A 23,375-nucleotide genomic window follows, 5' to 3' on the forward strand; every position below is an offset into this window, starting at 1 on the left:
CGTGGGACGACTCGACCGGATAGCGGAGCCGTGGGGCACCCGCACGCCGTACGGACCGGGGGAGACCTGGCCGGTGCGCGTCGACCAGCACCTCGCCGAGGGGCTCGGCGACGACGACGTCGACGCCTGGCACCAGTCCGCCTCGATCCTGCACTCCAACGGTGACGGCCTCGACATCGCGGTCAAGGACGGGCGCATCGTGGGGGTGCGCGGTCGCGCGGAGGACCGGGTCAACCACGGGAGGCTCGGGCCCAAGGACCTCTACGGCTGGCAGGCGAACGGCTCGCCCGACCGGCTCACGAAGCCGCTGGTCCGCCGCGACGGCGAGCTCGTCGAGACCGACTGGGACACCGCGATGGAGGCGGTCGCCGGCCGCACGAAGGAGCTGCTCGCCGAGCGCGGCGCCAGCTCGATCGCCTTCTACACGACCGGCCAGCTGTTCCTCGAGGAGTACTACACGCTCGGGCTCATCGCCCACGGCGGCATCGGCACCAACCACGTCGACGGCAACACCCGGCTGTGCACCGCCACCGCCGCCGCGGCGCTCAAGGAGTCGTTCGGCTGCGACGGCCAGCCGGGCTCCTACACCGACCTCGACCACGCCGACGTGATCTGCCTCTACGGCCACAACATGGCCGAGACGCAGACGGTGCTGTGGACGCGCATCCTCGACCGCCTCGCGGGGCCCCACCCGCCCGCGATCGTCTGCGTCGACCCCCGCGAGACACCGGTGGCGCGCGCGGCGACGGTCCACCTCGCGCCGCGACCCGGCACCAACGTGATGCTGATGAACGCGCTGCTGCACGAGGTGCTCGCCCACGACTGGGTCGACCACGACTACGTCGAGGCGCACGCCGTCGGCTTCCCCGAGCTGCAGAAGATGCTGCAGGGCTACTCCGTCGAGCGGGCCGCCGAGGTGTGCGGGGTGCTCGAGGCCGACCTGCGGGAGGCCGCGCGACTGATCGGCACCTCCGAGCGGCTCTTCTCCACGGTGCTCCAGGGCTTCTACCAGTCCCACCAGGCCACCGCCGCGGCCGTGCTGGTCAACAACGTCCACATCGTGCGCGGCATGCTCGGCAAGCCGGGCTGCGGGATCCTGCAGATGAACGGGCAGCCCACCGCCCAGAACACCCGCGAGTGCGGGGCCGACGGTGACCTCCCCGCCTTCCGCAACTGGAGCAACGACGCCCACGTCGAGGACCTCGCGCGGGTCTGGAACATCGACCCGGTGGACATCCCGCACTACACCGCGCCGACGCACGCGATGCAGATCATGCGCTACGTCGAGGACGGCTCGATCCGGTTCCTCTACGTGACGGCCACGAACCCCGCGGTGTCGATGCCCGAGCTGCAGCGGATGCGCAGCATCCTGTCCCAGGACCGGTTGTTCCTCGTCGTGCAGGACATCTTCCTCTCCGAGACCGCGCAGCTCGCCGACGTCGTGCTGCCGGCGGCCACCTGGGGCGAGAAGACCGGCACCTTCACCAACGTCGACCGCACCGTGCACCTCTCCGAGAAGGCGGTCGAGCCGCCCGGCGAGGCCCGCTCGGACTTCGACATCCTCGTCGACTACGCCCGCCGCCTCGACCTGCGCGACAAGGACGGGGCGCCGCTGGTGAAGTGGACGACGCCGGAGGAGGCGTTCGAGGGGTGGAAGGAGTGCACCCGCGGTCGGCCCTGCGACTACACCGGCCTGTCCTACGACGAGCTGCGCGGCGGCAGCGGCATCCAGTGGCCGTGCAACGACGAGCACCCCGACGGCACCGAGCGCATCTACGAGGACGGGCAGTTCTGGTCCGCGCCCGACTACTGCGAGTCCTACGGTCGCGACCTCGTCACCGGCACGCCGGTCTCCCCGACGGAGTACAGGGCGCTCAACCCCGACGGCAAGGCGGTCCTCAAGGCCGCCGAGTACGTCGTGCCCCACGAGGTGCCCTCGTCCGACTACCCCTTCCAGCTCATCACCGGCCGCACGCTCTACCACTTCCACACCCGCACGAAGACCGCCCGCGCGCCGCAGCTGCAGGCCGCCGCGCCCGAGGTGTGGGTCGAGTGCTCGGCCGCCGACGCCGCCGAGCAGGGGTGGGCCGAGGGCGACCTGCTCGAGGTCCGCACGCCGCGCGGACGGGTGACCGCCAGGCTGCGCGTGAGCGGCATCCGCCAGGGGGTGCTCTTCCTGCCCTTCCACTACGGCTACTGGGACACCGGCGCGGGCCACCAGCCCGGCGACGACGCGGGCGACGGTGGTCGCGCGGCCAACGAGCTGACCATGACCGACTGGGACCCCGCCTCGAAGCAGCCGCTCTTCAAGACCGCCGCCGCGACGGCGACCCGGCTCCGGGGAGCCGACGGCGAGCCGTCGCGCGCGCCCACCACGACCGCCTCGCGACCGGTCGGCGACGGCGGGCCACCCGTGCCGGACACCCGGGGAGGAGACGCCGCGCAGGCCGACGAGCGGCTGGAGACCGTGGGAGGTGCGCGGTGAGCCCCGTGAGCCCCGCGCAGGTGGTGCGCACCCTGCGCAGCCTCAGCGGCAACAAGGTGGCCGCCGCCATCGAAGAGCTGCACCGCTCCGAGGACGACCTCGCCACCGCCCTGCTGTCCCTGGCCGACCAGCAGAAGGTCGACCACGAGGTCTTCCACGTCGCGAAGGACGTCGCCGCGTGGTCGCAGGAGCACGTGCGCGAGCTCGCCCGCATCGGCCGCGACTACGACCTGGACCTCGACCCGGAGCCCTCCGACGAGTCGACGCTCGCCGCCAGGCTCAAGCAGAAGGCGTCCGAGCTCGCCGGGCGACACCACGAGCCCACGCTGCTGCTCCTCGCCGACCTGCGCCACATCCACCGCACCGCCGCCGGCGTCTCGCTCGACTGGGAGGTGCTCGCGCAGACCGCGCAGGCGATGAAGGACACCGAGCTGCTCGCGGTGGCGCAGGACTGCCACCCCGAGACCCTGCGGCAGATGCGGTGGGCCAACGGCAAGGTCAAGGAGACCGCCGCCCAGGTGATGGTGACCGGGTGAGCGCCGACCTGCAGGCCGCCCCCCGCGTGGTGCTGCGCCCGCTCGCGAGTCCGCTGCCGCTCGGGTTCCTGGCGCTGGCGGTCGCCACCACCTGCTTCGCGGCGGTCCAGCTCGGCTGGGTGCCGCAGGCGCAGGGCAGCACGGTCGCCCTGGGCGTGCTCGTCCTCACCGTGCCGCTGCAGCTGCTCGCCGCGGTCATGGGCTTCCTCGCCCGCGACCCCGTGGCGGCGACCGGCAGGGGCATCCTCGCCGGGACCTGGGCCGCCGCCTGCCTGGCCACCCTCGCCTCACCGCCGGGTGCCAGCAGCCCGGGCCTGGGCGTGCTGCTGCTCGCCTCGGCCACCTGCCTGCTGGTCCCGGCCGCCGCTGCGCGCACCAAGGCGGTGCCGGCCCTGGTCATCGTGGGCAGCTCGGCCCGCTTCGCCGTCACCGGCCTCGCCGAGCTCGACGGCGGCCGCGGGTGGCTCGACGCCGCCGGCTGGGTCGGGATCGGCCTCGCCGGGCTCAGCCTCTACGCCGCCCTCGCCCTGGAGCTCGAGGGCAGCGAGGGTCGCACCGTGCTGCCGCTCGGGCGCCGCGGCCGGAGCCGGGCCGCCCTCGACGGGCGGCTCGCCGACCAGGTGGACGACGTCGCCACCGAGCCGGGGGTGCGTCAGCAGCTGTGAGCGAGCTCGACGACCGCGGCCCCGCAGGCGCCCCCGACAGCCTCGACGGCCCCGTCGACCCCGACCGCACGGCGTACGACGCGGCGCGCGCCACCGAGGCGCTCCTCGCGGTCTCGCGCACCATGACCGCGGTCGTGGCCCGCACCCTGTCCGCGGTCGCCGAGGAGATCACGGTCCCGCAGCTGCGCGCGCTCGTGCTGCTGGACTCCCGGGGGCCGGTGAACCTCGCGACCCTGGCTCAGCACCTCGACGTCAACCCCTCGAACGCCAGCCGCACCTGCGACCAGCTGGTCGCCTCCGGCAAGGTCGAGCGGGCGACCGCCGAGGACGACCGTCGGCAGGTGCGGCTGCGCCTGACCGACCGCGGCACGGCCTTCGTCGCCGGCCTGATGGAGGCGCGTCGCGACCTCCTCCGCGCCGTCGTCGACCGGGTGCCGCCCGACGACCTGGCCGTGCTCGCGCGCGGCCTGGAGGCGTTCTCCGCCGCGGTGGCCGCTGCGCCGCCCCAGGAGACCGTCGGCCTGCCCGACGGCCGGATCATCCCGTGGCTGCTGTGAGGCCGCGGACCGGTCGACCGCCCGCACCGACAGCCCCCGGCGACCGCCGGGGGCGGATGGAGGGAACCGCATGACCCACCACGACACCACCGCCCAGATGATCCGCTCCCACCCGGCTGCCGCTGGCGGCGGCCTCGGCCTCGACCCGCAGGTCCTGGCCGACTGCATCGACGCCTGCACGACGTGTGCACAGGCCTGCACGGCCTGCGCCGACGCCTGCCTGGGTGAGGAGATGGTCGCCGAGCTGCGCCGGTGCATCCGCACCGACCTCGACTGCGCCGACGTCTGCGACGCCACCGGCCGTGTGCTCTCGCGCCTCACGCCGGGCGACCTCGGCCTCGTCCGGTCGCTCGTGCAGGCCTGCGCCGACGCCTGCCGGGCGTGCGGCGACGAGTGCGAGCAGCACGCCGGGATGCACGAGCACTGCCGGGTCTGCGCCGAGGCGTGTCGCCGCTGCGAGGCGGCGTGCCGCCGAGTCCTCGAGGCCCTCTCGGTCTGAGCAGGTCGCCGCCTCAGCGGCCCCAGCGCACCCGGATCACCTCGAGGGCGAGCTCCACCGGCTCGACGCCCGCCTGCGCGGCGGCGTCGAGCAGGTGGGCCTCGGCCGCCTCGACGTCGACGTCGAGCTGGGCCGCGACGATCCCGGTCGCGACCTCGAAGGTCGAGCGGTCGCGCAACCGCTGCGGCGCCTCCCGCGCGGCGTCGCGGGTGGAGAAGGACAGGTCGGCGTTGGTGACGGCGCCCTCCGCCCACGCACCGAAGACCTCGGCGAGCGGGCCGACCCGGTCGTCGAAGGCGTGCGGCTGGGCGGCGTACAGGTTGACGGTGCCGACCACGTCGCCCTCGGCGAGGACCGGCAGGGTCAGCGTGCTGCGCACGCCGTGCGCGGCCGTGGCGGCGGCGAAGAGGCGCCAGCGCTCCTCGTCGAGCGGGTCGTCGGGCCGGGGGTCGTGCACCTCGGCGTGGTGGCCGCTCTCGATGCAGGGTCCGCCGTCGACGTACTGCACCGCGTCGAGCGCGGCGGCCCGCTCGGAGGACGACACGAGGGTGAACGTGACGCCGTCGTGGCTGCGCGCCAGGCTCACCCCGGCCAGCGACGGCACGACCTCGGTGGCGCGGGAGACCAGGCGGCCCAGCTCGGGGAGCAGGTCGTCGTCGGGCCCGGGCCCGAGCTCGCCGACCGCCTCGACGGTCTCCGGGAGGGGCTCGAGCGGGCGCGAGGCCACGATCTGTCCTCCTCGGTCGTGGGGTGGAGCGGGTGGGCCGACGCCGTCGTCAGCGGTGGCGCGCGGACCAGCAGGCGGGCGAGCAGGTGGCGCCGGCCCGGTCGACCGGCACCACGCGGCAGCCGGCGCACGCCGGGCCGAGGCGGGACGAGGCCGCCAGCAGGACGAAGAGCGCTCGACCGACAGCGCGCACGGGACACCTCCGCGGACAGGACGACGACCGGTCGGGGTGCCGGCCGCAGGACCGGTAACCACGGGCGCCGGTCGCCACACGGGTGGGGAAAAATTTTTCCTCACCCGTACGGGCGTTTGAGGGGGGGCTGCCCGGTTACCGGACGCCCGGCGCGAGCCCTGCGCCATCCGACACGCCAGGAGGCCTGATGACGACCAGCACGCTCACCTTGACCCTCGTCGACGACTGCGAGGTCTCGATCGCCGGACTCCAGGCCGTGCTCGCCCCCTTCGCCGAGCGTGTCGAGATCGTCGACCCGTGCCAGGCGCTGCGCGACCCGTCGGGCATCGACGTCATCCTCTACGAGCCGGTGCGCCAGTCCGACTTCAGCCGGTCGCTGCTGCGCGACCTGCAGAAGCGGGCCGAGGCGGTCGCGGTCGTCTGGTCGTGGGCCCGTCCCGAGGAGCTGCCGGTCCACACCGCAGGCCCCTGCCTGCCCAAGTCGCTGCCGGCCGCGCGCCTGGTCGCCGCCCTCGAGGCGCTGCGCGAGGGCCGGCCCACCCCGTGGGCCGAGACCCCCGCGCCCCCGCCGGCGCCGCGCGCGCCGCGGCCCCGCGTCGCCGACCTGCTGGCGGCCTCCGTCGAGCGGGCCGAGGAGGTCGCCGCACAGGAGGCCGAGGAGGAGGCCCGCCGCGTCGCCGAGGACGGCGGCCGCCCCGGTGGTGTGCGCCTCACGCCGCGGGAGCAGCAGGTGCTGGCGCTGCTCACCCGCGGCCTGACCAACACCGAGATGGCCGACCAGCTCACGCTGAGCGTCAACTCCGTCAAGACCTACCTGCGCCAGGCCTACCGCAAGATCGGCGCCAGCCGCCGCGCCCAGGCCGTCGCGTGGAGCCTCGAGAACGGCCTCGCCGGCCTCGCCGCCACCTTGACCGAGGTGCAGGCGACGACCCCGCCCGCCGAGACCGGCCCGGCGCGCACCGCCGCTCCGGCCCCGGCGGCCGCGGCGGCCGTCGCCCCGGTGTCGGTGCCCGCCGTGGTCGCGCGCACCCCCCTCGCCGCCGGCGCGGTGTCCTGATGGCGAGCGCCGCGGAGCGCGAGGAGCGGCGGGTCGCGACCCGCGAGCTCTACGAGCAGGTGCGCGCCACCGACGACGAGGCCGAGCGGCGCGAGCTGTGGGACCGGATCGTCGTGCTCAACATGCCGGTCGCCGAGGCCGTCGCGCGCCGGCTGGGCGGGCGCGGCTCCTCCCTCGACGACCTCTACCAGGTCGCCTACGCCGCGCTGGTGCGCGTCGTGCGCGCCTATGACCCGAGCAAGGGCGAGGACCTCCTCAGCTACGCCGTCCCGAGCATCAGCGGCGAGGTGCGCCGCCACTTCCGCGACCACGGCTGGGCCGTCCGCCCGCCGCGCGAGGTGCAGCGCGCCCACGGCCGGGTCTCGGCGCAGGGCCCGCTGCCCGAGCGCTGCAGCGTGGCGAGCGTCAGCCGCATCGCCGGCGACGTCGGCGAGGACGCCGCCACCGTCTACGAGGCCCTGAGCGCCGGCTCGTGCCGCCGTGCCGTGAGCCTCGACCACCCCTTCCTGGACGGCGAGGGCGACAGCCTGGGCGCGTTCCTGGCCGACGCCGAGGACCGGTCGATGGGCTGCGCCGACGCGCGACTGCTGCTCGAGCCGCTGCTGCGCGCGCTCGACCCGCTGGAGCGCGCGGTCCTGCGGCTGCGCTTCGCCGAGGGCCTCACCCAGCGCGAGATCGCCGCCGAGCTCGGCCTCACCCAGGCCCGCGTCTCCCGGCTGCTGCACCGGGTGCTCACCTCGATGCGGGCCTCGCTGGCCGGCCTCGACGAGGTCGCGGTCGCCTCCTAGGGACCCGACGTGACGTCGTCGTCACCAGGAGTTCACGCCGGGTCTCCACAAACCTCCCCCCAGGGATGGTGGTGGAGGGGGTCGTCGTTGGTAGTGTCGTGCTCGCACGCGTTGCAAGTTCCAGCAGGTACGCCCGCGGAGTTTGTGATCCAACGGCGTTTTGTCTTGCGCACGGCCCCTGCCAACTGCAAGTCGGAGCGTTGTGTCACCGCAGCGCGTGTGGTCCACCGCCGTGGTGGGCCTCGTTCCGATCAAGGAGTAACAGCAGATGGCTCAGGGCACCGTGAAGTGGTTCAACGCCGAGAAGGGTTTCGGCTTCATCGCGCAGGAGGACGGCGGCGACGACGTCTTCGTGCACTACTCGGCGATCCAGACCCAGGGCTACAAGTCCCTGGACGAGAACCAGAAGGTCGAGTTCGACGTCACGCAGGGCCCCAAGGGCCCGCAGGCGGAGAACGTCCGCCCCGCCTGATCCTCACGGATCGCTGGCGGCGGAGCCGGGCCTCTCGTCCGGCGACTCTGGCACCGAGCACACGGGGCCGCACCTCTCGCGAGGTGCGGCCCCGTGTCGCGTCGAGGGGGTCGCTGCGCGGAGGTCGCGCCTGCGGTCTGGACCGTGACCGGCCCGTGCGGGTGAGCGGGGTTTCGTCCGCGCCCGACGTGGGCAGACTGCTCCTCGGCGGCACCACCCCGTGCTGCCGTCCCCTGCAGCCACCCCCCGCCGCTGCACCCGCACCACCAGCCGAGGAGCCGCCGTGCACGACCAGTTCGACGTGTCGCTCGAGGACCGTGACCTGCTCGTCGAGGTCGAGCTCACCACCAACCTCATCATCGCGGCCAGCGAGGCCGAGGAGCACCTGACGCCGCAGCAGATCGACGAGATCCTCGGCGTCACCCGCCCCGCGGACGGGTGACGGCGACGCCTCAGCAGGTCGCGTAGAGCACCGGACCGTTCGACAGGTCCGAGAGCACGTAGGCCCCGTCGACGGGGTCCAGGTCGAGCACGACGGCGCTGCCCTCGGCGCGGGCCTCCACGAGGGCGAAGCGGTCGGCGAAGTCGCCGCCCTGGCCGGGCGCAGGCCCGACCGCCAGCTGCGCGCGCACGTCTGCCTCGGCCCGCGCCTGGTCGTCGGTCTCGAAGAGCATCGCCACGCGTGCGCCCACCGCCTCCTCGCCGGACTCCCCGGCACCGGGGAGCAGGGCCGTGCCGAGGGCTGCGTAGGGCCGGGTCTCGCCCGCGGCCGCCAGGAGCGCGTCTGCCTCGGCCTGCGCGGCGTCGTCGGCCTGCGCCATCGCGAGCGCCACGCAGGCGTTGGCGCCCGTGAGCAGCGACGCGGCGAGGGGGGAGGCGCCGTCGGCGGTGAGGGCCCCGGCGACGTCGACCAGCGGCTCCACCCCGGCCTCGGCGTCGCTGCGCACGGCCGCGACGCCGCTCTCGAGGTAGTCCGCCTCGTCGCTGGTGAGCACCAGCCCCTCGTCCTCGAGGATCGCGACGAAGGACACCTGCGGGGTGAGCGCGGGGTCGATGCCCGCGACCAGGTCGGTGCCGCCGACCCACACCCCGTCGTCGTCGGGCGGCCGGCGCCAGCCGAGCGCTTCCAGGTCGTCGCCGAGCTCGTCGAGGTCGACCTCGCCCGCGCCGAGCGTGGTGAGCGCTCCCTCGGCGGACTGGGTGAAGGCCTCCCAGTCGACCGTGGCGGGGGAGAGGCCGAGCTCGCGCTGCAGCGCCGGCGCGGACTGCACGAGCGAGGAGGTCGCGCTGAGGTCGGCCTCGAAGGCCCGCGCGAGGAAGTCGGCGAGCGCGTCGCCGTCGGAGTCGGCGTCGAGGTCGGCGCCCAGCTCGCGGCGTACGCCGCTCCAGTCCACCCACGACAGCCGCTCGGTGGTCGGCGGGGCCCACGCGGCTGCTCGCTCGAGGTCGGTGCCGCGGCCGCGCCACCACAGCGTCCCGGCGACCGCGGCGCCGGCGAGCAGCACCACCACGAGCGCCAGGACCGGCCATGCGCGGCGCCGCGCGGGCGCGGGCGGGGCGGTCTCGCTCACGGGGGTCGGCTCTCCTCACGACGGGCTGCGGGTGTGAGACTACGGGGCATGCCGAGCAGCGAGGTCCTCGCCGCGGGCGTGGTCGTCACCCGGCGGGGCCGCCAGGTGCTGCTCATCCACCGACCGCGCTACGACGACTGGTCCTTCCCCAAGGGCAAGCTCGACCCGGGGGAGCACCCCACCGCCGCCGCCGTCCGCGAGGTCGAGGAGGAGACCGGCCTGCACGTGCGGCTCGGCCCGCCCCTGCCCGGGCAGGACTACGCGGTGGCCGGCGGTCGCCGCAAGCACGTCGACTACTGGGTCGGGCGCGTCGTCGGCAGCGACGACGTCTCCGGGTGGCGCGCCACCGACGAGGTCGACCAGGTGCGCTGGGTGCCGTGGGACGACGCCGCCGCGCTGCTGACCCACGACCACGACCGCGTGACGCTCGCGCGGGCGGCCGCGGTGCGCAAGAAGACCCGTGCGCTCCTGGTGCTGCGCCACGGCGACGCCTTCCCGCGGCGGGAGTGGGAGCGCGACGACCGCCTCCGCCCCCTCGCCGAGCGCGGCACGCTGCAGGCCCAGGCGCTCGTGCCCGTCCTCGCGGCGTACGACGTGACGACGGTCGCCACCTCCAGCAGCGCGCGGTGCGTGGGGACCGTCGAGCCCTACGCCGCGACCACCGGCTTCGGTCTGGAGGCGCACGACGTGCTGAGCGAGGAGGACGCGACGCCCGAGGCGGTGGCGGGCGTGGTCGAGGAGCTGCTCGCCCGCGACTCCGGCGTCGTGGTGTGCACCCACCGGCCGGTGCTGCCGCTGGTGCTGGGCGCGCTGGGGGTCGAGGAGCAGCGGCTCGCGCCCGGCGACGCCCTCGTGGTGCACCACCGCAAGGGTCGGGTCGTCGCCACCGAGGTGCAGCGGCCGCTCTGAGGGCCGCTCCGCGAGGGCGGTCCAGACCGCTTCGTCAAGCCCCCCGGGGCTCGTTCACGTGGTGTACGTCTCACCCCCGCCTCGAGGTCGGGGAACGGGCGGTCGACGTTCACGGCTCGTTCACCTGCGGCCACGGATCAGGTCACCTGCGGTGCTTAGCGTCCTCGGTGTCAGTCACCCGAGAGACATGCACACACCAGGAGACACGACGTGCGCACCACTTCCTTCCGCCGGGCCCTCGTGCCGGGCGTCGCCGCGCTGGCCCTCGCCGTGAGCGGCTGCGCCGCCGGCAACGACACCAGCAGCGCGAGCGGCAGCGAGGGCGGCGAGTCGTCGCTCTCCGGCGAGCTCGCCATCGGCGGCGCGTCCTCGCAGGAGGCCGCACAGAACGCCTGGATCGTGGGGTTCCAGGAGGCCAACCCCGACGTGACGGTGACCTACGACCCTGTCGGCTCGGGCGGCGGTCGTGAGTCCTTCATCAACGGCACCTACCCCACGGCGGGCACGGATGCCTACCTCACCGACGACGAGGGCGAGCTCTCCGCGGCCACCGAGCGCTGCGGCGGCACCGCCCCGATCGAGATCCCCAACTACGTCAGCCCGATCGCCATCGTCTTCAACGTCGACGGCGTCGACGAGCTCGACCTGAGCCCCGAGGCCATCGCGGGCATCTTCGCCGGCGAGATCACCCAGTGGGACGACCCGGCCATCGCCGAGACCAACCCCGACGCCGACCTGCCGTCGGAGCCCATCAACCCGGTCCACCGCGGCGACGAGTCGGGCACGACGGAGAACTTCACCACCTACCTCGACGCGGTCGCCCCCGACGTCTGGGACGCCGGCGTCGTCGAGACCTGGCCGACCGAGTACGGCGGCGAGGCCGGCCAGGGCACCTCGGGCGTCATCTCAGCCGTCACCAACGGCACCAACGCCATCGGCTACGCCGACGCCTCGCAGGCCGGCGACCTGGCCGTGGCCAACGTGGGTGTTGGCGACGAGTTCGTCGGCCCGACCCCCGAGGCCGCCGCGGCGATCCTGTCGGCGTCCCCGCGCGTCGAGGGCCGCGAGCCCCAGTCGTTCGTCTTCGAGCTCGACTACACGACCGCCGAGGCCGGCACCTACCCGATCGTCCTGGTGTCCTACATGATGGCGTGCCAGTCCTACGACGGCGACGGCCAGGGCGAGCTCGCCAAGGCCTACCTCGAGTACGTCCTCAGCCCCGAGGGTCAGGAGCAGGGCGCCACCGAGGCCGGCTCGGCGCCGCTGGCCGACGACCTCGAGGCCGAGGTCACCGAGCTGGTCGAGGGCATCCAGGTCGGCTGAGCACGATCGAGACGCACCGCACCGCGAGGGTCCGGGCCGCCGAGGCGGCCCGGACCCTCCGGCGCGCCGCCGGTCCGTCCCCGACCGGGGCCGGCCTGCACCGCAGCAACGAGGAGAGGAACCCGTGTCCACACTGACCACCGGCCCGTCCGCCGGCGGCCCCGTCGGCCCCGGCGGGCTCGACGAGTCCGTCGGGCTGAGCGGCAGCACCAGCCGCCGCGGCGACGCCGTCTTCGCCGGCCTCGCCCGCAGCGCCGGCGTGCTGATCATGGTCGTCCTCGCCGGGGTCGCGATCTTCCTCGCGATCGAGGGTGCCCCCGCGCTCTACGCGTCGGGGGAGAACGCCTACGGCTACGACAACATCGTCCTCTTCGTGTGGCCGCTGCTCTACGGCACGCTGCTCGCCGCGCTGCTGGCGATGCTGATCTGCACGCCGCTGGCCGTGGGCCTCGCGCTGGTGATCTCCCACTACGCCCCGCGCAGGGTGGCGCGGCCGATCGGCTACGTGATCGACCTGCTCGCCGCCGTGCCGAGCGTCGTCTACGGCCTGTGGGGGCGTGCCGTGCTCGCGCCGGCGATCCTGCCGTTCTACCAGTGGCTGGGCGACAACCTCGGCTGGCTGCCGTTCTTCGAGGGCCCGGCGCTCTCGGGTCGCACCATCCTCACCGCCGGCATCGTGCTCGCCGTGATGGCGCTGCCGATCGTGACCGCGATCTGCCGCGAGGTCTTCCTGCAGACGCCCAAGATGCACGAGGAGGCCGCCCTCGCGCTCGGCGCGACGCGGTGGGAGATGGTCAAGATGACCGTCTTCCCGCACTCGCGCTCGGGCATCGTCTCCGCGGTCATGCTCGGCCTGGGCCGCGCGCTCGGCGAGACCCTCGCGGTCGCGATGGTGCTCTCCGCCACCGGCATCATCACGATCAACCTGATCTCGACCTCGAACCCGTCGACGATCGCCGCCAACATCGCGCTGGACTTCGGCAACGCCTCGGGCACCAAGATCAACACGCTGATCTTCAGCGGCCTGGTGCTCTTCGTCGTCTCCTTCGCCGTCAACTTCCTCGGTCGCTACATCGCCGACCGGGGCCGCAAGAAGCTCGAGAGGGGCTGACCGTGACCGAGCTCGACACCCGTCCCGTGGCCCCGGCACCCGAGGAGCCGCTGTCGCTGCCGCTGACCACGCCCACCCTGCCGCGCTGGGCGCCCGCCCTCGCGGCCGTGGTGAGCGTCGCGCTGGCGGCGCTGGTCGGCATGATCGGCGGCCTCGGCCTGGTGCCCACCGTGCTGCTCGCCTGGGTGCTCGTCGTCCTCGCGCTGCCCGCGTGGTCGCAGGCGGTCGAGGGGCGCCGCAAGTCCGTCGACCGGCTCGCGACCACGCTCGTGTGGTCGACCTTCGCCGTGGCGCTGATCCCGCTGGTGAGCCTGGTCTACGAGGTCGTGAGCAACGGCGTCGGCGTGCTGTCGGCGCAGTTCTTCACCTTCGACATGCGCGGCGTGCTCGGCGAGGGCGGCGGCATCTACCACGCCCTCATGGGCACGCTGATCATCACCGCCCTGGCCACGGTCATCTCCGTGCCGATCGGCGTGCTCGCCGCGATCTACCTCGTGGAGTACGGCAAGGGCAACCGCCTGGCGCGCACCATCACCTTCCTGGTCGACGTCATGACCGGCATCCCCTCCATCGTGGCCGGCCTGTTCGCCTACGCGCTCTTCGCGCTGATCTTCGGCCCGTCGGTGCGCTTCGGCATCGGCGGCGCGGTCGCGCTCTCGGTGCTGATGATCCCGACGGTGGTGCGGGCGACCGAGGAGATGCTCAAGCTGGTCCCCGACGAGCTGCGGGAGGCGTCGTACGCCCTGGGTGTGCCGAAGTGGCGCACCATCGTCAAGGTCGTGCTGCCGACCGCGGTGGCCGGCATCGCCACCGGCGTCACCCTCGCCATCGCGCGCGTGGCCGGCGAGACCGCCCCGCTGCTCATCATCGTCGGCACGACCACGACGGTGAACTTCAACCCCTTCGACGGCCGGATGGCGACGCTGCCGGTCTTCATCTACTCCTCCGTGACCACGGGTGGGCGCTACGACGCCGAGCAGCTGGAGCGCGCCTGGGGCGCCGCCCTCGTGCTCGTCGCGATCGTCATGCTGCTCAACCTGCTGGCGCGGGCGATCGGCACGTACTTCGCCCCCAAGAGCGGGCGCTGAGAGGTAGGACTGACCCATGGCCAAGAGCATCGACGTCTCGGACCTCGACATCTACTACGGCGACTTCCTCGCCGTGCAGGGTGTCAGCATGCACATCCCGGCGAAGTCGGTCACCGCCTTCATCGGCCCCTCCGGCTGCGGCAAGTCGACCTTCCTGCGCTCGCTGAACCGCATGCACGAGGTCATCCCCGGCGCCCGCGTCGAGGGCAAGGTGATGGTCGACGGGCAGTCGCTCTACGACCCCTCCGTCGACCCGGTGGCGGTGCGCCGCCAGATCGGCATGGTCTTCCAGCGGCCCAACCCGTTCCCCACGATGTCGATCTACGACAACGTGCTGGCCGGCAACCGCCTCAACGCGCGGAAGATGTCGAAGTCCGACGCCGACGACGCCGTCGAGCGGGCGCTGCGCGGCGCCAACCTGTGGAACGAGGTCAAGGACCGCCTCGGCAAGCCCGGCATGGGCCTCTCGGGCGGTCAGCAGCAGCGGCTGTGCATCGCACGCGCCATCGCGGTGCAGCCGCAGGTGCTGCTCATGGACGAGCCGTGCTCCGCGCTCGACCCCATCTCCACCTCGGCGATCGAGGACCTGATCTTCGACCTCAAGTCCGACTACACGATCGTCATCGTCACCCACAACATGCAGCAGGCCGCGCGCGTCTCCGACCAGACCGGCTTCTTCAACCTCAAGGCCACCGGCGAGCCCGGCCACCTGGTCGAGTACGACGAGACCAAGCAGATGTTCTCCAACCCCGCCAACGAGGCCACCGAGGCCTACATCTCTGGTCGCTTCGGCTGAGCCTGCCCCGCTGCGTCTGGTAGTCCGACTGCGGGGTGGGTGCGCTCGGCGTACGCCCGGGGTCGCCGTCGGCTGCGTCATGCGGATCCGACGCAGTTGCGCGCCATCCGCATGACGCTCGGTGGGGTGCGCGCGGTCGCCGCCGGTTGCGTCATGCGGTTCCGACGCAGTTGCACCGGGACCGCATGACGCTGCGGGGAGGAGCCGGGGGGGCGTACGGCGCGGCGTGAGGCCGCGCCACCGCGGTGGCCGTGCGCCGCTCGACGTGCACAACGCCACCTAGACGCTCGGTCCTGCACAGGGGGCGCGGTTCGCCCACCGCTGCCCGGTCGCGACGGGCGACCGTCGACGCATGCGACCCGATCGGCACCACCACGGACACCTGCTCGCTCCCGCGCCGACGGCGGCGCCGACCCCCGACGCCGCCCCGAGCCCGGGGCCCCGACCGGTTGCGACCGGGCGCCCGGCCAGCCGGCGGCGCGAGGCCGATCGCGCAGCCGGTCGGGCGGCCCGGCGGAGACGGCTCGCCGAGCTCGCGTCGCGGCAAGGGGGCGCCCTGTCGCGACGCCAGGTGTACGCCGCGGGGTCGACGCGGTCGCAGGTCAGCGCCGAGCTGCGCGCCGGGCGCTGGCAGCGCACCGGACCTCAGACCGTGGTGACCTTCAGCGGCCCGCTGCCCCGCGACACGCAGCAGTGGGTGGCAGTCCTCGAAGGTGGTCTGCGCGCCGCGCTCGACGGTGAGGCCGGCCTCGAGGCTGCGGGCCTCGAGGGGTGGCGGCCGAGCGTGCGCATCCGCGTGTCGGTCCCGCGCGGCGCGCGGGTGCGGCGCACTCGCCTGGCCGACGTGCGGCAGACCCGCCGCTGGGACGCTGCCGACGTCGCTCCGACCGGTGTGCCGCACACCCGCCCCGAGGTGGCCGCCGTCCGGGCACTGTTGTGGGCGCGCAGCGACACGCAGGGGGCGCTGCTGCTGACGATGGCCGTGCAGCAGGGGCTGACGAGCGCCGAGCGGGTGGCCGAGCAGGCGCTCCGGGTGAGGCGGGACCCGCGACGTGCCCTGCTCCACGCGACGGTCCTGGACCTCCTGCACGGGGCACGCACCTTGAGCGAGGGAGAGTTCGTGCGCGCCTGTCGTGAGCGTGGGCTGCCGGAGCCGGTGGTGAACGCGCGGCGTGGGCCGGACGGGCGGCACGTCGTCGACGCGGTGTGGGAGGAGTGGGGCGTGGTCGTCGAGATCGACGGGGTGCAGCACTCCTGGGCGACGCACGTCGTGGCCGACGCGCTGCGGCAGAACGCCCTGACGCTCACCGACCACGTGGTGCTGCGACTGCCCCTGCTCGGCTACCGCGCGGCGCCCGGCGAGTTCTTCGCGCAGATCGAGTGCGCTCTACGCGCCTCCGGCTGTCCGCTCCCGCACCGCCCGGCGACCGCCGCGGGGTGAGAGGACACGGCGCGCCCCGGCGTACGCGCGTGGTCGCGGCCGCGTTGCGTCATGCGGTGGCGGCGCAGTTGCGTGCGGATCGCATGACGCCGGCGTGGGGGGGCCGGCGCGCCCCGGCGTACGCGCGTGGTCGCGGCCGCGTTGCGTCATGCGGTGGCGGCGCAGTTGCGTGCGGACCGCATGACGCTCGTGCCGGGGCCACCGACCAGCAGCAGCCCCGGTCGAGCGTCAGATCAGGACCTCGAGGAAGAAGTGGCTGATCCAGTACGCCACCGCAGCCGCGAGGGCGGCCATGGGGAAGGTCAGCACCCACGCGGTGAGGATGGACCGCGCGACACCCCAGCGCACGGCGGAGAGCCGCTTCGTCGCACCGACGCCCATGACGGCGGAGGTGATGGTGTGGGTCGTCGAGATCGGGGCCTCGTAGACGAAGGCGGTCGTGTAGAGCACCGACGCCGCGACCGACTCGGCGGCGAAGCCGCGCGGGGGGTCGAGGTCGATGATGCGGCGGCCGAGGGTGCGCATGATGCGCCAGCCGCCGGCGTAGGTGCCGAGCGAGATCGCGGCGGCGGCGGAGAAGATGACCCAGAAGGGGAGGTCGTCGCCTTCGGCGACGTAACCGCCGGCGAGCAGGGCGAGGAAGATGACGCCCATGGTCTTCTGCGCGTCCTGCAGGCCGTGGCCGAGCGCCATGGCGGCCGCCGAGACGGTCTGGGCGACCTTGAAGCCGCGGTTGGCCCGGCCGGGGTTGGCCCGGCGGAAGAGCCACATGATCGCGACCATCACCGCGAAACCGGCGGCGAAGGCGAAGAGCGGCGAGAGCACCATCGGGATGACGACCTTGCCGACCACGGTGTCCCAGTTGACCGAGACGCCGCCCGCGATCGCCGCGCCGCCCAGGCCGCCGATGAGGGCGTGGGAGGACGACGAGGGCAGGCCGTAGTACCAGGTGAGCAGGTTCCACGCGATGGCGCCGAGCAGGCCCGACATCACGATGACGAGCGCGTGGATCGTCACCGACGTCGCCGCGTCGGGCGAGAGCTGCTCGGGGCTGAACTGGATGACGTCGGCGACGGTCTTGGCGACCTTCTGGCCGAGGAACGCGCCGACGAAGTTCATGACCGCGGCGAGCGCGAGCGCGACCCGCGGGGTCAGGGCACGCGTCGAGACCGAGGTCGCGATCGCGTTGGCTGCGTCGTGGAAGCCGTTGGTGTAGTCGAAGACGAGGGCGACGACGACCACCGCCACGACGATGGCGATCTCCACCGGTCAGGACTCCTTGACGGCGATCTGCTCGACCCGGTTCGCCACCGTCTCGAAGGTGTCGATCGCGCGCTCCAGCGCGTCGGCGATGTCCTTGAGCTTGATCACCTCGAGCGGCTCGGTCTGGCCGTCGAAGAGGCCTGCGAGGATCTTGCGGTGGGTGCGGTCGCCGGCGTTCTCGAGGCGGTTGAGCTCGATCCAGAAGTCGCCCATGTCCTGCAGCGACGACTGCAGCTTGGGCATCGCGTCGGCGGTGATCTCCGCGCAGCGCTGCAGCACCTCGACCTGCTCCGACATCTCGGCGGGCAGCGTGCGCACGTCGTAGAGCAGGATCAGGTCGACGGCCTCGTCCATCTCGTCCATCACGTCGTCGAGGCCCGAGGCCAGCGCGTAGATGTCCTCGCGGTCGAAGGGCGTCACGAAGGTGCTGTTGACGCGCTTGACGATGGCGTGGGTGGTCTCGTCGGCGGCGTGCTCGGCGTCGCGCATCGCGCTGGCGACGGCGTCGCGGTCGGCCCCCTCCGCCAGCATGTCGGCCAGCAGGTCGGCGCCGCGCACGAGGTGGCGGGCCTGCTCGGCGAAGAGGTCGTAGAACGACGCGTCGACCGGGCGGAACTTGAAACGCACGGAGAACTCCTGGTGAGCGGGGGCTGAACCGCGCTCACTCTAGGGGCAGCCTGGCCCGCGGCCACAAGTCCGCGCGACGGTCCCGACCACCCGGTACGCCGAACGGTCGCGGCCCCTGCGTGTCGTGCGGCGTGTCGTCGCGAAACGCCTCGACGCGGTGCCTCAGGGGGTGACCGCGCCGCCGGCCGCCTCGCGGCGCTCGTGGCGGCGGCGACGCTGCCGGGCGATCAGCTCCTCGTGCAGGTGGACGGGGCCGGGGTGGCGGGTCCAGGTGCCGTCGGGCCCGAGCGCCCAGGCGTCGGTGTCGGCGTCGAAGGCGAGGTCGAGCAGCGCGCCGACCTCGGCGACGGAGTCGGGGTGCGGCAGCCGCACGAGCACCTCGACGCGACGGTCGAGGTTGCGGTGCATGAGGTCGGCCGAGCCGATCCACGCCTGCGGCTCGCCGCCGGACTCGAACCAGAAGACCCGGCTGTGCTCGAGGAAGCGCCCGAGCACCGAGCGCACCTCGATGGTCTCCGAGAGCCCCGGCACGCCGGGGCGCAGCGAGCAGATGCCGCGCACCAGCAGCTGCACCGGCACCCCGGCGCGCGAGGCGAGGTAGAGCGCGTCGATGACCGCCTCGTCGACCACCGAGTTGGCCTTGAGGCGGATCCGGGCCGGCCGCCCGGCCTCGTGGTGGGCGATCTCGGCGTGGATGGCCTCGACCAGGCCGTCGCGCACGCTGTCGGGGGCGACCAGCAGCTCGGCGTACGACGCGTTGCGGCTGTAGCCGGACAGGTTGTTGAACAGGTGGGCGACGTCCTCGCCGATGGCGTCGTCGGCGGTGATGAGGCCGAGGTCCTCGTAGGTCCGGGCGGTCTTGGGGTTGTAGTTGCCGGTGCCGATGTGGGTGTAGCGGCGGATGCCGTCGGGCTCGTCGCGCACGACCATCGAGAGCTTGCAGTGGGTCTTGAGCCCGACCAGGCCGTAGACGACGTGGCAGCCAGCGTGCTCGAGCTTGCGCGCCCAGCGGATGTTGGCCTGCTCGTCGAAGCGCGCCTTGATCTCGACGATCACGAGCACCTGCTTGCCGGCCTCGGCGGCGTCGACGAGGGCGTCGATGATGGGGGAGTCGCCGGAGGTGCGGTAGAGCGTCTGCTTGATCGCCAGCACGTGCGGGTCGGCGGCCGCCTGCTCGAGGAAGCGCTGCACCGAGGTGGCGAAGGAGTCGTAGGGGTGGTGCAGCAGCACGTCGTGGCGCCGCGCCGCCTTGAAGACGTCGACGGGCGAGGCCGACTCGACCTCCGCGAGGTGGCGGTGGGTCGAGGGCACGAAGGCGGGGAAACCGAGGTCGTCGCGCGGCAGGTCGGCGATGTCGTGCAGGCCGCGCAGGTCGAGCGGGCCCGGCAGCCGGAAGACCTCCGAGCGGGTGACGCCGAGCTCGGAGACCAGCAGGTCGAGCACGGTGTCGTCCATCGACTCCTCGACCTCGAGGCGCACCGGCGGGCCGAACTTGCGGCGCAGCAGCTCCTTCTCGAGGGCGGCGAGGAGGTTCTCGGCGTCGTCCTCCTCGACCTCGAGGTCCTCGTTGCGGGTGACGCGGAAGGTGTGGGCGCGCAGCACCTCCATGCCGGGGAAGAGCCGCTTGAGGTGCTCGCGGATGACGTCCTCGAGCGGCACGAAGCGCTGCCCGCCGACCGGCACGAAGCGGCTGAAGATCGGCGGCACCTTGACGCGCGCGAAGTGCTCCTTGCCGGTCTTGGGGTTGCGCACCACGACGGCGAGGTTCAGCGAGAGCCCGGAGATGTAGGGGAAGGGGTGCGCCGGGTCGACCGCGAGCGGGGTGAGCACGGGGAAGACGCGGTCCTTGAAGAGCCGCTTGCAGGTCTTCTGCTCGTCGCGCTCGAGGTCGTCGTAGCGCACCAGCTCGATGCCCTCCGCGCGCAGGGCCGGCTGCACCTCGGCGGCGAAGAGCTGCGCCTGGCGCTCCATCAGCTGGCCGGCGGTGCGCCAGATCTGCTCGAGCACCTCGCGGGGCAGCAGGCCGGAGGCGGCGCGCACGGCCACCCCCGCCGCGATGCGCCGCTTGAGGCCGGCGACGCGCACCATGAAGAACTCGTCGAGGTTGCTGGTGAAGATCGCCAGGAAGCGCACCCGCTCGAGCAGCGGGAGCGTCTCGTCCTCGGCGAGCTCGAGCACGCGCTGGTTGAAGTGCAGCCACGACAGCTCGCGGTCGAGGAAGCGGTCCTCGAACTCCTCCACCCCGGCCACCTCGGCGGGGTCGGGGGCGTAGGGCGGCTCCACGTCGAAGCTGTCGGACTGCTCCGCGCGGGCGGCGCCGTCGAGCGGCCCCTCGTCGAGCGAGCCCGTCACCGCGTGCACGATCGAGGTGTCCTGGACGCTCATGGCCCGATCCTCCCACCGGTCGGTGAACGCGGGGTGTCCTCGCGACGCACGACGGCCGCACCACCCGCCGACCCGGGGTGGGTACGACGTGGGGTGCGGCCGTCGGTCGGCACGCTGCCGCGCGGCACGCGGCGGCGCCGCGGGGGGTCAGCGCCGGCGCCGGCCCGCCTTCGCGGGCTCGGCGGTGCTGCCGCGCTGGGCGGGCACGTCGGTGCGCTCCTCGGCAGTGGCCCGCTCGTCGGCGTCGACGTCGTCGGGGTCGCCCTCGCGGCCGCGGGTCTCGCGCAGCGCGCGGGCCCGGGCCACCAGCTCGGCCTCCTTCTCCTCCTGCTTCTTGACGTTGCGGTCGTCGCGCAGCGGCAGCTGGATCGACTCCTCGGCCGCCATGCCGGCCTGCAGCTCGCGGCTGCGCTCGATCTCGGCGTCGAGCTCGGCGCCGAAGAGCAGCGCGAGGTTGGTCAGCCACAGCCACAGCAGGAAGACGACCACGCCGGCCAGCGAGCCGTAGGTCTTGTCGTAGCTGCCGAAGTTGGAGACGTAGAAGCCGAAGGCGACCGAGGCCAGCGCCCACACCACGATCGCGAAGACCGCGCCGATGGAGAGCCAGCGGAACTTCGGCTGCTGCACGTTGGGCGTGAACTGGTAGAGCAGTGCCACGATCAGCACGACCACCGCGAGGATGACCGGCCACTTGGCGATGTTCCACACGGTGAGCGTCTGGTCGCCCAGGCCGATGACGCCGCCGATCGCCTGCGCGACCGGGCCGCTGACGACCAGGCCGACGAGCACGGCGGCGACGAGCACCACGAGCACGGCGGTGAGCAGCACCATCTGCGGGCGCAGCTTCCAGACCGGGCGGCCCTCCTCGACCTCGTAGATCCGGTTCATCGCCCGGCCGAAGGACATGACGTAGCCGGAGGCGGAGAAGAGCGCGAGCGCGAGACCGGTGACCAGCGCGAAACCGGCGCTGTCGCCCGTGGCGAGCCCGCGGATCGTCGGCTCGAGCGTGTCGACCGCCGAGCCGGCGCCGACGCGGCGCAGCACGTCGAGCAGGGTGCTGACCGTCTCGGTGGGGTTGCTCACCAGGCCGACCAGCGACAGCAGCGCGATCGTCGCCGGGAAGAGCGCGAGCACCGCGTAGTAGGTCAGCGCGGCGGCGAGGTCGGTGCAGTGGTCCTTGCCGAACTCTCGCATGCCCCGCCGCACGACGTACCCCTTGGCAGGGCCGCGGAGCTCGGTCGGGGAGTCGGGCTTCGCGGGGTGGTCGGCGTGGGGTCGGTCAGGCACCGGTGCCGCCGGTGGTGCCGGTGCCCGTGGTGCCGGTGGTGCCGGCCGCGCTGGTCGTGCCGGTGCCGGGGGTGCTGGTCGAGGAGGCGCCGTCGGAGCCGCCGTCGGAGCCGCCCACCTTGTCCTTGACCGCCTGGGTGGCCTCGGCGGCCTTCTCCTTGGCGAGGTCCTGCGCCTGCGCGGCCTTCTCCTGCACGCGCGGGTCCTGGCGGACCTTCTCGGCGGCCTGGCCGGCCTGGGTCTTGATCGTCTCGTAGCGCTCGCGGCCGGCGCGCGCGCCGAGCACGTAGCCGACGGCAGCGCCGGCGAGCAGGGTGATCTTGCCCTTCACGGGGTCCTCCTGGGGAGTCGGGTGTGCACAGCGGGTGTGCGGGTCGTGCGTCCGCTGAGCGGTACCCCGCCAGCGCCGGGGCAAGCGCCGCTACCTTCCTCCCCATGACGACGACGTCCCTCCCGGCCCGCGCGGCCCGCATCGCGCACCTCGCCCGCACCCACGTCGAGGCCGGCGTGCTGATGGGCGCGATGGCGCTGCCCGCGCCCGTGCAGCGCCGCCTCGCCGGCAAGCCGGTGGTGGTGGAGGGCCAGGAGCTGGACGTCGAGACCCAGCTGATGCTGCGGCTGCAGGCCGCCACCCAGAAGCCGGTCGAGACGCTGCCGATCCCGGCGGGCCGGGTCGCGCTCGCGCACGGGGCGGGGATCGCGGGCGGGCGGCAGCCGATCGGCGAGACCCGCGACCTGCAGGTCGCCGGGATGGCCGCCCGTCTCTACGTCCCGCGCGCGCTCGTGGGCACCGCCACGCGGCCGACCGGCGACCCGACGCTGGTCTTCTTCCACGGCGGCGGCTGGATCTACGGCGACCTCGACTCCCACGACGCCACCTGCCGCGTGCTGGCGGAGCGGGCGGGAGTGCGGGTGGTGGCGGTCGACTACCGGCTCGCGCCTGAGGCTACCTTCCCGGCGGCCCACGACGACTGCGTCGCGGCGTACCGCTGGGTGGTCGAGCACGCCTCCGACCTCGGGGCCGACGTCGACCGGCTCGCGGTGGGCGGCGACTCCGCCGGCGGCTGCCTGGCCGCGACGACCGCGATCGCGGCCGCGCGCGAGGGGCTGCCGCTGGCCTTCCAGCTGCTCGTCTACCCCGCGACGGACATGACGCGCAGCCACGACTCGCACCGCACCTTCGCGCAAGGCTTCTACCTCTCCGCGGAGTTCATGGACCTCGCCGCGGAGAGCTACCTGCCCCACGAGGCCGACCGCCGCGACCCGCGCGCCTCGCCGCTCTTCGCCGACCTGCCCGAGGGCCTCGCGCCCGCCTACGTCTGCACCGCCGGCTTCGACCCGCTGCGCGACGAGGGCGAGGCGTACGCCGCCAAGCTGCGGGAGGCGGGCGTCGAGGTCGAGCTGCACCGCTTCGGCGCGCTGATCCACAGCTTCTTCAACGTCGTCGGCGTCGGCCGCACCTCCCGCGCGGCCGTCCAGGACATCGCCGAGGCGCTGCGCCGCGGGCTCTCCTGACCGCTCAGCGCCGGCGCGGGCCTCGGTCACGATCCGGTGAAGACCCCTGGCGTGCGGCTGCCACGCCTCTAGCGTGGCGC

Annotated in this window: 24 protein-coding genes; 16 read left to right on the forward strand and 8 right to left on the reverse strand. The window is 73.6% G+C overall.

The window, feature by feature from the left end; all coding sequences use genetic code 11:
• Nucleotide 1: 1 nt before the first annotated feature.
• The 5 genes from BJ989_RS04830 (at nt 2) to BJ989_RS04850 (ending at nt 4,742) form a co-directional block, all read left to right on the forward strand.
• Nucleotides 2-2,485 (forward strand): molybdopterin-dependent oxidoreductase, encoded by a 2,484-nt coding sequence (locus tag BJ989_RS04830; protein WP_179517225.1) that lies wholly within the window; start codon nt 2-4, stop codon nt 2,483-2,485.
• Complete coding sequence (locus tag BJ989_RS04835; protein ID WP_218848731.1) at nt 2,482-3,021, forward strand: hypothetical protein; 540 nt, start codon at nt 2,482-2,484, stop codon at nt 3,019-3,021. The genes BJ989_RS04830 and BJ989_RS04835 overlap by 4 nt, the downstream gene beginning before the upstream one ends.
• Nucleotides 3,018-3,686 (forward strand): acetate uptake transporter family protein, encoded by a 669-nt coding sequence (locus BJ989_RS04840; RefSeq protein WP_179517226.1) that lies wholly within the window; start codon nt 3,018-3,020, stop codon nt 3,684-3,686. Before BJ989_RS04835 ends, BJ989_RS04840 begins: the two co-directional genes overlap by 4 nt.
• Complete coding sequence (locus BJ989_RS04845; RefSeq protein WP_179517227.1) at nt 3,683-4,243, forward strand: MarR family transcriptional regulator; 561 nt, start codon at nt 3,683-3,685, stop codon at nt 4,241-4,243. Before BJ989_RS04840 ends, BJ989_RS04845 begins: the two co-directional genes overlap by 4 nt.
• A gap of 70 nt (nt 4,244-4,313) precedes the next feature.
• Nucleotides 4,314-4,742 (forward strand): four-helix bundle copper-binding protein, encoded by a 429-nt coding sequence (locus tag BJ989_RS04850; protein ID WP_179517228.1) that lies wholly within the window; start codon nt 4,314-4,316, stop codon nt 4,740-4,742.
• Nucleotides 4,743-4,755: 13 nt separating this feature from the next.
• Here BJ989_RS04850 and BJ989_RS04855 read toward each other — a convergent pair whose 3' ends face one another.
• Together BJ989_RS04855 and BJ989_RS18645 are read right to left on the reverse strand one after the other, a co-directional pair.
• Nucleotides 4,756-5,469, reverse strand: a complete 714-nt coding sequence (locus BJ989_RS04855) for a GAF domain-containing protein (RefSeq protein ID WP_179517229.1) — start codon at nt 5,467-5,469, stop codon at nt 4,756-4,758.
• Between the two features lie 49 nt (nt 5,470-5,518).
• Entirely contained in the window at nt 5,519-5,662 is a 144-nt protein-coding gene (locus BJ989_RS18645; protein WP_179517230.1) for a hypothetical protein, read from the reverse strand.
• Between the two features lie 187 nt (nt 5,663-5,849).
• Here BJ989_RS18645 and BJ989_RS17105 point away from each other — a divergent pair, with 187 nt between their 5' ends.
• The 4 genes from BJ989_RS17105 (at nt 5,850) to BJ989_RS04880 (ending at nt 8,421) form a co-directional block, all read left to right on the forward strand.
• The gene (locus BJ989_RS17105) at nt 5,850-6,719 is read left to right on the forward strand and encodes a helix-turn-helix transcriptional regulator (RefSeq protein ID WP_218848732.1); all 870 of its coding nucleotides are present in this window, start codon (nt 5,850-5,852) and stop codon (nt 6,717-6,719) included.
• The gene (locus tag BJ989_RS04870; protein WP_179517231.1) at nt 6,719-7,507 is read left to right on the forward strand and encodes a sigma-70 family RNA polymerase sigma factor; all 789 of its coding nucleotides are present in this window, start codon (nt 6,719-6,721) and stop codon (nt 7,505-7,507) included. The genes BJ989_RS17105 and BJ989_RS04870 overlap by 1 nt, the downstream gene beginning before the upstream one ends.
• Nucleotides 7,508-7,775: 268 nt before the next feature.
• Entirely contained in the window at nt 7,776-7,979 is a 204-nt protein-coding gene (locus tag BJ989_RS04875) for a cold-shock protein (protein ID WP_134766768.1), read from the forward strand.
• Nucleotides 7,980-8,262: 283 nt separating this feature from the next.
• A complete protein-coding gene (locus tag BJ989_RS04880; protein WP_179517232.1) occupies nt 8,263-8,421 on the forward strand; it encodes a hypothetical protein in 159 nt (52 codons plus the stop codon).
• A gap of 10 nt (nt 8,422-8,431) precedes the next feature.
• Here BJ989_RS04880 and BJ989_RS04885 read toward each other — a convergent pair whose 3' ends face one another.
• Nucleotides 8,432-9,550 carry a hypothetical protein gene (locus tag BJ989_RS04885; RefSeq protein ID WP_179517233.1) on the reverse strand — a complete coding sequence of 373 codons (1,119 nt, stop codon included), beginning with the start codon at nt 9,548-9,550 and terminating at the stop codon, nt 8,432-8,434.
• A gap of 48 nt (nt 9,551-9,598) precedes the next feature.
• On the opposite strand from BJ989_RS04885, the gene BJ989_RS04890 reads away from it, so the two are divergent.
• The 6 genes from BJ989_RS04890 (at nt 9,599) to BJ989_RS18650 (ending at nt 16,218) form a co-directional block, all read left to right on the forward strand.
• Entirely contained in the window at nt 9,599-10,459 is an 861-nt protein-coding gene (locus BJ989_RS04890; RefSeq protein WP_179517234.1) for an NUDIX hydrolase, read from the forward strand.
• A 210-nt stretch (nt 10,460-10,669) separates the two neighbouring features.
• The gene (locus BJ989_RS04895; RefSeq protein WP_179517235.1) at nt 10,670-11,782 is read left to right on the forward strand and encodes an extracellular solute-binding protein; all 1,113 of its coding nucleotides are present in this window, start codon (nt 10,670-10,672) and stop codon (nt 11,780-11,782) included.
• Nucleotides 11,783-11,906: 124 nt separating this feature from the next.
• Nucleotides 11,907-12,893, forward strand: coding sequence for a phosphate ABC transporter permease subunit PstC (gene pstC, locus BJ989_RS04900; protein ID WP_343049101.1), 987 nt, complete (start codon nt 11,907-11,909; stop codon nt 12,891-12,893).
• Between the two features lie 2 nt (nt 12,894-12,895).
• Complete coding sequence (gene pstA, locus BJ989_RS04905; RefSeq protein WP_343049102.1) at nt 12,896-13,981, forward strand: phosphate ABC transporter permease PstA; 1,086 nt, start codon at nt 12,896-12,898, stop codon at nt 13,979-13,981.
• 16 nt (nt 13,982-13,997) lie between these two features.
• The gene (pstB, locus tag BJ989_RS04910) at nt 13,998-14,777 is read left to right on the forward strand and encodes a phosphate ABC transporter ATP-binding protein PstB (protein WP_179517236.1); all 780 of its coding nucleotides are present in this window, start codon (nt 13,998-14,000) and stop codon (nt 14,775-14,777) included.
• A gap of 571 nt (nt 14,778-15,348) precedes the next feature.
• The gene (locus BJ989_RS18650; RefSeq protein WP_179517237.1) at nt 15,349-16,218 is read left to right on the forward strand and encodes a DUF559 domain-containing protein; all 870 of its coding nucleotides are present in this window, start codon (nt 15,349-15,351) and stop codon (nt 16,216-16,218) included.
• Between the two features lie 228 nt (nt 16,219-16,446).
• Here BJ989_RS18650 and BJ989_RS04920 read toward each other — a convergent pair whose 3' ends face one another.
• The 5 genes from BJ989_RS04920 to BJ989_RS04940 all read right to left on the reverse strand — a co-directional run bounded on the left by BJ989_RS04920 (nt 16,447) and on the right by BJ989_RS04940 (nt 22,111).
• The gene (locus BJ989_RS04920) at nt 16,447-17,484 is read right to left on the reverse strand and encodes an inorganic phosphate transporter (protein WP_179517238.1); all 1,038 of its coding nucleotides are present in this window, start codon (nt 17,482-17,484) and stop codon (nt 16,447-16,449) included.
• A gap of 3 nt (nt 17,485-17,487) precedes the next feature.
• A complete protein-coding gene (locus tag BJ989_RS04925) occupies nt 17,488-18,108 on the reverse strand; it encodes a DUF47 family protein (RefSeq protein ID WP_179517239.1) in 621 nt (206 codons plus the stop codon).
• Between the two features lie 162 nt (nt 18,109-18,270).
• Nucleotides 18,271-20,493, reverse strand: coding sequence for an RNA degradosome polyphosphate kinase (locus BJ989_RS04930; protein WP_179517240.1), 2,223 nt, complete (start codon nt 20,491-20,493; stop codon nt 18,271-18,273).
• A gap of 147 nt (nt 20,494-20,640) precedes the next feature.
• Nucleotides 20,641-21,780 carry a YihY/virulence factor BrkB family protein gene (locus tag BJ989_RS04935; protein ID WP_343049103.1) on the reverse strand — a complete coding sequence of 380 codons (1,140 nt, stop codon included), beginning with the start codon at nt 21,778-21,780 and terminating at the stop codon, nt 20,641-20,643.
• Entirely contained in the window at nt 21,773-22,111 is a 339-nt protein-coding gene (locus BJ989_RS04940) for a hypothetical protein (RefSeq protein WP_179517241.1), read from the reverse strand. Before BJ989_RS04940 ends, BJ989_RS04935 begins: the two co-directional genes overlap by 8 nt.
• A 104-nt stretch (nt 22,112-22,215) precedes the next feature.
• Between BJ989_RS04940 and BJ989_RS04945 the strand changes: the two genes are divergently transcribed.
• Entirely contained in the window at nt 22,216-23,295 is a 1,080-nt protein-coding gene (locus tag BJ989_RS04945) for an alpha/beta hydrolase (protein ID WP_246283400.1), read from the forward strand.
• Nucleotides 23,296-23,375: the final 80 nt, after the last annotated feature.

The organism is Nocardioides perillae (assembly GCF_013409425.1).
Taxonomy (GTDB): Bacteria; Actinomycetota; Actinomycetes; order Propionibacteriales; family Nocardioidaceae; genus Nocardioides; species Nocardioides perillae.